This window comes from Pseudoflavonifractor capillosus (genome assembly GCF_016899775.1).
Classification (GTDB): Bacteria; Bacillota; Clostridia; order Oscillospirales; family Oscillospiraceae; genus Lawsonibacter.
Map to the genome: position 1 here is coordinate 40,292 of NZ_JACJJE010000023.1, position 8,752 is coordinate 49,043.

Annotated in this window: 7 protein-coding genes; all 7 read left to right on the plus strand. The window is 58.5% G+C overall.

Annotated features, from left to right (window positions below):
* Nucleotides 1-87: 87 nt before the first annotated feature.
* The 7 genes from H6B31_RS09030 to H6B31_RS09060 all read left to right on the plus strand — a co-directional run bounded on the left by H6B31_RS09030 (nucleotide 88) and on the right by H6B31_RS09060 (nucleotide 8,727).
* Nucleotides 88-1,710 carry a recombinase family protein gene (locus H6B31_RS09030; protein WP_002334812.1) on the plus strand — a complete coding sequence of 541 codons (1,623 nt, stop codon included), beginning with the start codon at nucleotides 88-90 and terminating at the stop codon, nucleotides 1,708-1,710.
* Nucleotides 1,711-1,777: 67 nt separating this feature from the next.
* Entirely contained in the window at nucleotides 1,778-2,404 is a 627-nt protein-coding gene (locus H6B31_RS09035) for a hypothetical protein (RefSeq protein WP_204898206.1), read from the plus strand.
* 457 nt (nucleotides 2,405-2,861) lie between these two features.
* Nucleotides 2,862-4,580 (plus strand): efflux RND transporter periplasmic adaptor subunit, encoded by a 1,719-nt coding sequence (locus H6B31_RS09040; protein ID WP_204898207.1) that lies wholly within the window; start codon nucleotides 2,862-2,864, stop codon nucleotides 4,578-4,580.
* Nucleotides 4,581-4,592: 12 nt separating this feature from the next.
* A complete protein-coding gene (locus H6B31_RS09045; protein WP_204898208.1) occupies nucleotides 4,593-5,336 on the plus strand; it encodes an ABC transporter ATP-binding protein in 744 nt (247 codons plus the stop codon).
* Between the two features lie 2 nt (nucleotides 5,337-5,338).
* Nucleotides 5,339-6,523, plus strand: coding sequence for an ABC transporter permease (locus tag H6B31_RS09050; RefSeq protein ID WP_510186749.1), 1,185 nt, complete (start codon nucleotides 5,339-5,341; stop codon nucleotides 6,521-6,523).
* A gap of 58 nt (nucleotides 6,524-6,581) precedes the next feature.
* Nucleotides 6,582-8,471 (plus strand): S-layer homology domain-containing protein, encoded by a 1,890-nt coding sequence (locus H6B31_RS09055; protein ID WP_204898210.1) that lies wholly within the window; start codon nucleotides 6,582-6,584, stop codon nucleotides 8,469-8,471.
* A 4-nt stretch (nucleotides 8,472-8,475) separates the two neighbouring features.
* Complete coding sequence (locus tag H6B31_RS09060) at nucleotides 8,476-8,727, plus strand: hypothetical protein (protein ID WP_204898211.1); 252 nt, start codon at nucleotides 8,476-8,478, stop codon at nucleotides 8,725-8,727.
* Nucleotides 8,728-8,752: the final 25 nt, after the last annotated feature.

Genomic DNA, 8,752 nt, shown 5'->3' on the forward strand with positions numbered 1-8,752 from the left:
GATAACACGCCCACGCTTATGATATAATTGCCATAGAGCAAAAGTATTGTAAGCGTGGGTTGTTTCTTTAGAAGGAGGATTTTTACGGTGAAACAACCTTACAATACTACGATTTACAACACGGCGCTTTATATGAGATTGAGCCGGGACGATGAACTGCAAGGAGAAAGCGGGAGTATTCAGACACAACGCATGATGCTCCGGCAATATGCCGCCGAGCATGGCCTGAATGTCATAGATGAATATATCGACGATGGATGGTCTGGAACGAACTTTGACAGGCCGGATTTTCAGAGAATGATTGATGACATTGAGGACGGGAAAATCAACTGCGTTGTTACGAAGGATTTATCCCGCTTAGGCAGAAACTACATTCTGACCGGCCAGTACACGGAAATCTACTTTCCCAGCAAAGGCGTCCGCTATATCGCTGTCAATGACAATGTGGACACCATCAACGGAGAGAATGAGCTTGCCCCATTCCTCAACATTCTGAATGAAATGCACGCCCGCCAGACCAGCAAAAAGGTAAAGGCGGCCATGCGGACACGGTTCGCAAATGGCGCACACTATGGAGCCTATGCTCCGCTTGGCTATGTCAAAGACCCAGATAAGAAAGGCCATCTTCTGATTGACCCGGAAACAAGGTGGATTATCGAAAAGATTTTTGACCTTGCCGTTCATGGCCGGGGAGCCGCCAGCATTACACGGATTTTGGTCGAAGAAAAAGTACCTACTCCCGGCTGGCTGAATTTCCAGAGATACGGCACTTTCGCAAATATCTATGCCGGAGCGCCGGAGGAAAAAGCCTATGCGTGGACGATAGCGCAGGTGAAAAGTATTCTGAAAGAGGAAACCTATATCGGACACAGCGTCCACAATAAGCAGACCAACATTTCATTCAAAAACAAGAAGAAAGTACGCAAGCCAAAAGAGGAATGGTATCGTGTGGAGAACACCCACGAAGCGATTATTTCCGAAGATGTGTTCCGTCAAGTACAGGAGCAGATTTGCAACAGGCGCAGACGGCAGAAGAACGGCACAACACAGATATTTTCCGGGCTGGTAAAATGTGCGGACTGCGGCTGGTCGCTGGCCTATGGTATGAACAGCCAGAACAAAAATCCCTATGCCCACTACCATTGTAGCAAGTACGGGCAAGGATTGCACCAGTGTTCCATGCACTATATCCGCTATGATGTGCTTTACGCCTATGTCCTTTCCCGTCTGCAATACTGGTCTGTGCTGGCACAGCAGGATGGGGACAAACTTCTGAAACGGCTACTTAACGCCAGCGACAAGGAACGCAATACTGCAAGGAAGCGGCAGACAGCCGAACTGAAAAAGGCGGAAAAGCGCAAAGCAGAAGTAGACACCCTGTTTGCAAAAATGTATGAGGACTGGTCTGCCGGACGCATTACAGAATACAATTTCAATATGCTGTCCGAAAAGTATCAGGGCGAACAGCGAGAATTGGACGTAAAAATTGAACGGCTTCACGAAGCGATGGAGACCGCCGCCCAGACAGCGGTTGACGCTGAAAAGTGGATAGGTCTGATGAAACAGTATGTCAATCCCACAGAATTGACGGCTGAACTTCTGAATACGCTGATTGAAAAAATCCTTGTCCATGAAGCGGTCAAAAGTGAGGACGGAAGCCGGGAACAGGAAGTGGAAATCTTCTACCGCTTTATCGGCAAAATCGAATGACACATCTTGAGATACCCAACAATATCTTTAACTAAGGGAAACGGGAGCCGGATTTCCAGATGTCAGCATGCTGGTGCCCTTGGCCGAAGCACTGGGCCTGAGCGTCCTGGAGCTCCTTCAAGGAGAGCAGAGCGCTCCTTGTGATTCGGAGGGTGCCGCACGGCTCGCCCTGGATTCCGTCCAGCAGGTCCAGGGCTGGAAACGTCAGGAGCGGTGGAGACAATATATCTGTGCCGTCCTGGGTGTGGGCGCTCTGGTTTTGTGGCTGGCCGTTTGCGGCCTGATTTCCCTTCCCGCGAACCGGACCTGTCTCGCCTGGGTCTATCAGGACGGACAGCAGCAGGAACTGACTTTAGTCCACTGGTCCGGAACACTTCAGTTTCGCCTGCCCTTACGCTGGGAGTTTCGAGGGCAGATCCAGACTCCTCTGGCGCAGACTACCCTGGACCCGGACCGTGAGCTGCATCTGGCTCTTCCTCTTACCTGGGATAAGACCACCTCTTTGAGTCATCAAAGCTGGAATGGAAATATCCGTGAACAGGAGGGACCCTTTCTATCTGCTCCCTTTTATCTGGACTGGTGGGGCGGAGAATTTGCATTTTCTCTGTCCGATGGTACTATCATAGCCTCCTCTTCCGATGCCTGCACCGCATGGACTCAGGAATTTGGTGAAAAAGCATCTGCCAGTCCATAAAATTTTCATAAAATCAATTTGCTGAAATGGGCAGGGATTTTCCCTGCCCATTTCAGCTTGTCGAAAAACCTCTGTTCAGACGAATCCGCCCGAGTGTTGGCGGGGGAGCTCGAGGGGGCGGCAGCCCGCCTCGAGTGGGATCGAATGCCCTGAATGCCTTGCAGGGCAAGGCGTTCAGCGAGCACAGTGAGGACTTTTCCGCCGCGCAGCGGCGGGAAAGTAACGGCATTTTTGCAGGCTGTCGGAAAAGTCTAAGGACTTTTTCGACAGCCTGCAATGGGCAGGGATTTTCCCTGCCCATTTTTTCAATTCTTCCAAAGAGTGGACAAGCTCCAGAAAATATTTGGCATTTGTTTCGAAAAAGTTTCGATTTCCTCCCCTCTCTGTTGAGAAACGCTCTCTAAAATAGGCCCGTAAGCAGACCAAGAGCTCCGCGGAAAGGACGGTTGAAACGAATATGAAACTTGCCATCAAGGAACGCCTGGCCGCCTCGGGGGCGGCGTCCAAGCTGCTCTCCAAGCTGCCTGGGAGGGGAGATAAAAAGCCCGGGAAGAAGCGCCGCTGGAAGAAATTTGCCGTGGCGGGCGTGGCCCTGGTTGTGGCGGCCGGCGTAGGCTGGCAGATGCTCAGCCCCGGTCAGAGCTCCGCGGCGTCGGCTACCTCTTATACCACGGCGGAGGTCACCCGTATGGACGTCTCCTCCTCCATCACCGGCAGCGGCACCCTGGAGGCGGCCGACTCCTACTCGGTGACCACCCTCATCGAGGGCAGCATCCTCACCGCCGACTTTGAGGAGGGAGATGAGGTGGAGGAGGGCACCATTCTCTACACCATCGACTCCTCTGACGCCTCCAACTCCCTGGAGCAGGCGGAGATCTCTCTGAACCAGGCCCAGCGCAGCTACAACAACCAGCTGGAGAGCCAGGAGGATCTGATTATCACCTCTCCGGTGTCCGGTCAGGTGTACTCCATCGACGTGGAGGTGGGGGACGACGTCTCCGCCGGGGAGACGGTGGCCACCATCCGGGACTCCCAGACCATGAGCCTGGAGGTCTCCTTCCCCGCCGACGCCGCTACCTCCTTCTACGTGGGGCAGAGCGCCACCGTCACCCTGGACTCCACCTTTGAGACCCTCACCGGCACCATCAGCGAAATCAGCGGCACAGACACGGTGCTCACCGGCAATGTGATCGTCCGGACGGTGACCATCGACGTGTCAAACCCCGGTGGTCTGTCCACCGAGCAGACTGCCAGCGCGGCGGTTGGAACGGCCACCAGCACGGCGAGCGGCACGTTCACCTATAAGGAGGAGGAAACGGTCACCGCCCAGGTCTCCGGCGAGGTCTCCTCCATCCGGGTGTCCGAGGGGGATCAGGTCTCCAGCGGCCAGACCCTCATTGTCCTCACCAGCAACGACCTGGACGACTCCCTCCAGAGCGCCTCCGAGAGCCTGCGCAACGCGGAGATCTCCCTGGAAAACCAGTACGAAAACCTGGACGACTACACCATCACCTCCCCCATCAAGGGGACCATCGTGGATAAGAACTACAACGCCGGCGAGACCACTGAGGCCAACCAGGTTCTGTGCACCATCTACGACCTGAGCTACCTCACCATGACCCTCTCCGTGGATGAGCTGGACATCGCCAGCATCGAGGTGGGCCAGAGCGTCTCTATTGTGGCCGACGCGGTGGAGGACACCACCTACACCGGAACCGTCACCAAGGTGAGCGTGGCGGGTACCTCCAGCGGCAGCGCCACCACCTATCCGGTGACCATCCGCATCGACGAGACCGACGGCTTGCTCCCCGGCATGAGCGTGGACGCCACCATTGAGCTGGCCAGCGCCGAGGATGTGCTGGCCATCCCCTCCGCCGCCCTGAACCGGGGAGACACCGTGCTGGTCACCGCCGACTCCCCCAGCGCCGCCAACGGGACCCTGGTGGAGTCCACCACCGAGGACGGCGAGGACTACTACTCCGTGGAGGTCACCACAGGCGTCAGCGGCGACGACTACATCGAGATTGTCTCCGGCCTGCAGGAGGGGGACACAGTGGCCTATATCCCCACCAGCTCCTCCAGCAGTGAGCTGGGCATGATGGGCGGAATGCCCGGAGGCATGGGCGGCGGCATGCCCGGCGGCGGAGGCGGCATGGGCGGCGGCCCAGGCTTCTAAGGAGGTACAGCCATGAACACACTCATTGAATTCCAGCAGGTCTGCAAATACTACTACATGGGGGACACCACCGTCACAGCGGCCAACCACATCTCCTTTCAGATCTATAGGGGGGAGTTCGTGGCCATCGTGGGCTCCTCCGGATCAGGAAAATCCACCTGTATGAATATCATCGGCTGTCTGGACGTTCCCTCAGAGGGAACCTACCTGCTCAGCGGCCAGGACGTGGGCCAGATGAACAAAAATCAGCTGGCTGAGATCCGCAATGAGCTCTTGGGCTTCATCTTCCAGCAGTACAATCTGCTGCCCAAGCTGAACTTAGTGGAAAACGTGGAGGTCCCGCTGATGTACGCCGGCGTGCCGAAGGGGGAGCGCCGGGAGCGGGCCCTGGCGGCCCTGGAGCAGGTGGGGCTGGGAAACAAGTGGCGGCACAAGCCTATGGAGCTCTCCGGCGGCCAGCAGCAGCGGGTGTCCATCGCCCGGGCTCTGGTGGGCCGTCCGTCGGTCATCCTGGCCGACGAGCCCACCGGAGCCCTGGACTCCCGCACCGGCCGTGAGGTGCTGGCTATGCTCCAGGACATCCACCGCCAGGGCAACACCGTGGTTCTCATCACCCACGACAACTCCATCGCCGTCCAGGCCCAGCGGATCATCCGCCTGGAGGACGGAAATGTGGTCTACGACGGCCCCTCCGACGCCCCCGAGGCGGTGGTCACCCCCCGGATCGCCGGAGGGGAGGAGGGAAGGAGCGCATGAGCATTTTGGAATCCCTGGAGCTGGCCCTGAAAAACATCGTCTCCAGCAAGGTGCGCACCCTTCTGACCATGCTGGGCATCATCATCGGCGTGGCGGCGGTCATCGTCATTGTAGGTCTGGGCAACGGCCTGGAGGGCTACGTCACCGAGAGCTTCTCCGACATGGGCACCAACACCCTCACCGTCACCGTCATGTCCCGGGGCTCCACCCGCTCTCTGGATGTGGAGGACATGTACGACATTGTGGAGGAGAACAGCGAGTATCTGGACCTGTGCTCCCCCACTGTAACGATGGCGGGCTATGTGAAGATCGGGTCGGAAACGGTGGATACCACCACCTCTCTAGGCGTCAGCGAGGACTATCTGGACATCGCCCGGCTGACCATTGCCCAGGGGCGGAACCTGCAGTACAGCGACATGTCCACCCGGGCCAAGGTGTGCGTCATCGGAGCCTATCTGAACCAGGCCTACTTCGGCGGAAACGCCGTGGGGCAGACCCTCCGGGTGGGGGGCCAGAGTCTGGAGATCGTGGGCGTGCTGGCCCAGCAGGACGACGAGCTGGAGGAGGGGGGCAGCGATGACTGCCTGTACCTGCCCTACACCACCGCAGAGCGCATCACCGGAGAGACCAGCACGTACACCATCACCATGAAGGACGAGAACTACATCGACGAGAGCGTGGCCGCTTTGGAAGCTTCCCTGTACGCCGTCTTTGCCAGCGACGACTACTACACCGTCACCAGCATGTCGGAAATGCTGGTGACCATGACCAGCATGATCAACCTTCTGGTGGGCGTGCTGGCGGGCATCGCTGCCATCTCCCTGGTGGTGGGCGGCATCGGCATTATGAACATCATGCTGGTGTCCGTCACCGAGCGCACCCGGGAGATCGGCATAAGAAAGTTCCTGGGGGCCAAGGAGCGGTACATCATGCAGCAGTTCGTTATCGAGGCGGCAGCCACCAGCGCCCTGGGCGGGATCATCGGCATTCTCCTGGGCGACGGCCTGTCCATTCTGGCTACCCAGGTAGTGGAGCGGCTGATGGAGGAGAGTCTCACCATCTCCCCCACTCTGGCGGCGGTGGCCCTGGCCTTCGGCATCTCGGTGGGCATCGGGATTTTCTTCGGATACCTGCCCGCCAAAAAGGCAGCACAGCTCAACCCCATCGACGCGCTGCACTACGATTGATCCATCTGGGCCCGGCGGCGCCGGGCCCAGACATCACCACAAATAAGGAGTGTTGTATATGAAACGACCGATCATCTCCGCCCTGCTGGCGGCGGCTCTGTCTCTGTCCCTGGTGGTCCCGGCGGGGGCGGTGAGTTCCTCCACGGCAGTGGAGGCCATCCAGGCCCTGGGGATCATCACCGGAGACAGCTCCGGAGACCTGAACCTCTCCTCCCCCGTGACCCGGGCGGAGTTTGTCACCATGATGACGGCGGCCTCCAGCTATAAGGACAGCATCGGGGAGGGCAGCGGTGTCTCCCTGTTTAAGGACGTCAAGAGCGACCACTGGGCCAGCGAATACATCAAGCTGGCGGTGGAGCAGGGCTGGATGAGCGGCTATGTAGACGGCACCTTCCGGCCGGACAACCAGATCACCCTGGAGGAGGCCTGCACCGCCCTGCTGAAGATGCTGGGCTATGACTCCTCCACCCTGGCGGGCTCCTATCCCTCCGCCCAGCTGTCCAAGGCCTCCTCCGTGGGGCTGCGGGACGATGTGGACGCGGTTCAGGGGGAGGCCCTCACCCGCCAGGACTGCGTCATGCTCTTCTATAACCTGCTGGTCAGCGACGACAGCAGCGGCACGGTATACGGCACCCCCCTGGGCTATACTGTCACCAACGGCGAGGTGGACTACTCCACTCTGGTGACCGCCGACACCAAGGGCCCCTACGTGGCCAGCGCCAACAAGAGCCTGTCCCTGCCCTTCTCCACCTCCGGGGCCACCATCTACCGCAACGGCGCGCTTTCCAGCCTGTCGGCGGTCCAGGAGTACGACGTGTACTACTATAATGAAAACCTGCGCACCGTCTGGGTGTACAGCGACAAGGTCAGCGGCACCCTTACCGCCCTGTCCCCCAGCTCCGCCGCCCCCACCTCCATCACTGTGGCCGGCACGGAGTATGAGTTGGGCACCTCCACCGCTATCTACAAGTGCTCCAGCCAGGGCGAGTTCTCCACCGGAGACGTGGTTACCCTCCTGCTGGGCATGAACGGCGAGGTGGTGGATGTGGTCTCCATCGAAAGCGCACAATCCATCTACTACGGCGTGGTTCTCTCCAGCAAGAAGGGCTCCTCCAGCTCCTCCACCAGCTCGTCGGACACCTCCTCCATCCAGACAACCACCCAGGTGGTCTGTTCCGACGGCACCGTCCGCACCTTCTACACCAGCGGCGGCCCCTACTCCGTGGGACGCCTGGTGTCCGTCACCCTGGACAGCTCGGGCACCACCATCAAATCCATGCAGTCCAAATCCCTCTCCGGCAAGGTCAGCAGTGACGGAACCTCCTTCGCCGACTACGACTTCGCCTCCGATGTGGAGATCCTGGACACCGACGGAGAGGGGGGCTACGCCCGCATCTACCCCTCCCGTCTGGCTAGTTACACCCTGAAGAGCAGCGACGTGGTCTACTACACCCTGAACAACCAGGGGGAGATTGACTGTCTGATTCTCAGCAATGTCACAGGGGACACGGCGGAGTACGTCTATCTCAGCGGGGTCGAGGACAACTCCACCAGCGGCAGCGGCTCCATCCAAAACATCTCCGTGACGTACACGTACATTCAGGACGGCGAGACCCAAACCCTCAACAGCGACCGGAAGTACAGCATCAAGACGGGCGGCGCGGCCTTGGGGTATGACGAGGACGGCCAGGTGGACTCTATGAAGCAGCTGGACTCGGTGACTCTGGACAGCCTCAGCGGACTCACCGCCGTGGGAGACGGCAGGAAGTACACTATCTCGGAGCAGGTTCAGGTTCTGCTTCGGGACGACAACAGCCGCCGCTCCTATTACCTGACAGACCTGTCTGAAATTAACGCACAGGACTATGATCTCACAGGCTGGTATGACGACCTGGACCACTCTGCCGGCGGCCACATCCGAATCATTGTTGCCACCCCTAAGGAATAAATAAATGGCTCCACAGTCCAACCAATCCTCTTCACAGGCAGAACAGCGCCGCCGGGAGGAATTATCTCCCGGCGGCGTCCTATCCTTTGTTTCCCAGTTCAAACGCTGGCTGATCGAAAGAAAAACAGCGTATTTTTCCCAGCCCGGAACGGGCCGGGAACGCAGCAGCACAAAGCGGCCCGCGGAATATTCCGCGGGCCGCTTCAGTCTGTCAAAGAACTCCTGTTTTCAAGAGATGAAAACAGGGATTTTGTAAGAAAAAGGGAAAAGAAAAGTGAAGG